The 1,916-nt window shown below is 38.8% G+C and carries 1 protein-coding gene; it reads right to left on the bottom strand.

Going from position 1 to position 1,916, the window contains the following annotated elements:
• Nucleotides 1-661 precede the first annotated feature (661 nt).
• Complete coding sequence (locus DW793_RS14050) at nt 662-976, bottom strand: hypothetical protein (RefSeq protein ID WP_147342229.1); 315 nt, start codon at nt 974-976, stop codon at nt 662-664.
• Between the last annotated feature and the right edge of the window lie 940 nt (nt 977-1,916).

Here is a 1,916-nt window from a genome sequence, read left to right on the forward strand (position 1 = left end):
GGCTAACAGAAGAATCTGCACCGCCAACGGTGGGCTGCCTCCGGCAGTTCGAAGAAAGCTCTACTATGATCATATCTTTCTCGCTGCATAATTCTTGTTCGAATAAAATGTGTCAAGTGATATTGACAAAACCAAGACCAATGCAAAAACTGCGTATTTACGGCATATTTGCGGTCAGCTTTGCTGTCCGCTGTGAGGGTCATGGCGGCTTCAGACGCCATGACTTTAACCTGCAATGAAATATTTCACTTTCATCGTCATGCGGCAAATCGGAAATTTGTTCATAACCAACATATCCGGTTTCCGATGTGCTTTTTAACTGATTTCCGAACTTCTCGTTTATCCCCTCGTACAACGCGCACAATCGGCGTATGTGGGCTTGTACCGCCTAAGGTGGTATGGTTTACCCTACTACGAGTGAAAAGGGCAAATATCGCCGTTGTGTTGCGATGACATTTATGAATACTGTTTTGACTGCTGAACATCCCCATTCTTATTCGCAGAAGAGAAAAGGCGGACTGTCAATCAGCGAACCTATCTGCCAATTCTGTTTTGTTACTCACCTCTTAGCAAGTATAGCTATTCTTTCTTCTGCTATTAATAATATTAGTTAGTATTAATCCTTAAAGGTATTGCGCAGTGACACAGAGGGTATCGCAATTCATGATCTGTAATCACGATAAATCAGCTTGTAGGAATTTTCTATCTGCCTGCCGCTTGGCGCATAACGTTTCTGCACTCTTATGAGATCTTTCTTTGCAAGCTGACTAAGTATGCGGTCGATGTTTCTCACGGACATATTACAGGTATGGGCAATATTTCTGCGACTTACCGTCGCACACTTTTCATCGTAATCGTAGTCGCTGTAAAGTACAGTCATCACCATGAACGCCTGCGGTGTGATGTCATCATATATTGCTGCCGGGAATGTCGGTTCAATATATCTTCTGTAGAATTTCTCGTTGACGGTTTTCATATGCATCTTCCTTTCGTTTTTCATTTTTATTTTTTCTTCTGCCCCACAGCAGTACAGTTCCTGTCAGAAAGTCTTGTTTGACTTAAGGACGTTTTTCCAAGCTTGATACGCTCCTGCTCCTTCTGCATGATCTTCGCTGTACTTCGCCGCTTGATATCTCTCCTGCATGGGATTTAATTGTCAAGATTCTTTTTGTCCGTTCACCCTGTAGCCGATGAAAAATACTTTTTTATGCGTGTGTGAAAAATATTTGTATACCTGCACAGTTTTCTGAATTGTATTTTAGCTAACTCGACTACTGTTACGATAATCAGCTCTCTCTGCTACTTACTATCTACGTTCTTGCTTTTCTACAACTTTTTTACAAAGGATTTTTTTATTTCGTATGTTTGCACAAAATCAGAACAGATTATTTATGAAGTTTGCTCTCACTTGTATACGGAAAGGAGTCGCCGTTTTGACAACCCTTAATACATAAAGTTTGTAGGCTTGAACAAATTCGTAACAAATTTTATGTAGAGTTTGCTCTTACTTGTATAGGGGAAGAAGTTGAAGGTTTAACAACCTTTTTTCAGTGTTCCTTTAAAAGTTTGTATGATTGACTAATGGACGAAGCAGTGATGGCTTTTTGTTTTTGCATTTCCACAACACGATGCAGTAGTACATGGCACACGGTCTACCGTAAAAAGTAAGGTTATAAATATCTATGATCCGACATAGAAAAACCACTGTCGTGATTGCGACAGTGGTTTGAAAGAATAATTTTTTATGTTGATGAAAGCACATTCAAAAAAATAATGCCTCTTGTGAATTGAATGTATTTACTGCTTTAATCTTAACGCTATTCTATATTATTTTTTAATTCACAATAAGCGATCCTTTCGCTATCGTGAAAATAAATAAAATTTCTCTCCTTTATGAAAGTTTACATTAAAATTAG

It is taken from the genome of Ruminococcus sp. AM31-15AC, from assembly GCF_003462045.1.
In the GTDB taxonomy this organism is placed as follows: domain Bacteria; phylum Bacillota; class Clostridia; order Oscillospirales; family Ruminococcaceae; genus Hominimerdicola; species Hominimerdicola aceti.

Bases quoted from the DNA above. Each gene is read 5' to 3' on its own strand.
- DW793_RS14050 (WP_147342229.1), bottom strand. From the start codon at position 976: ATGAAAACCGTCAACGAGAAATTCTACAGAAGATATATTGAACCGACA.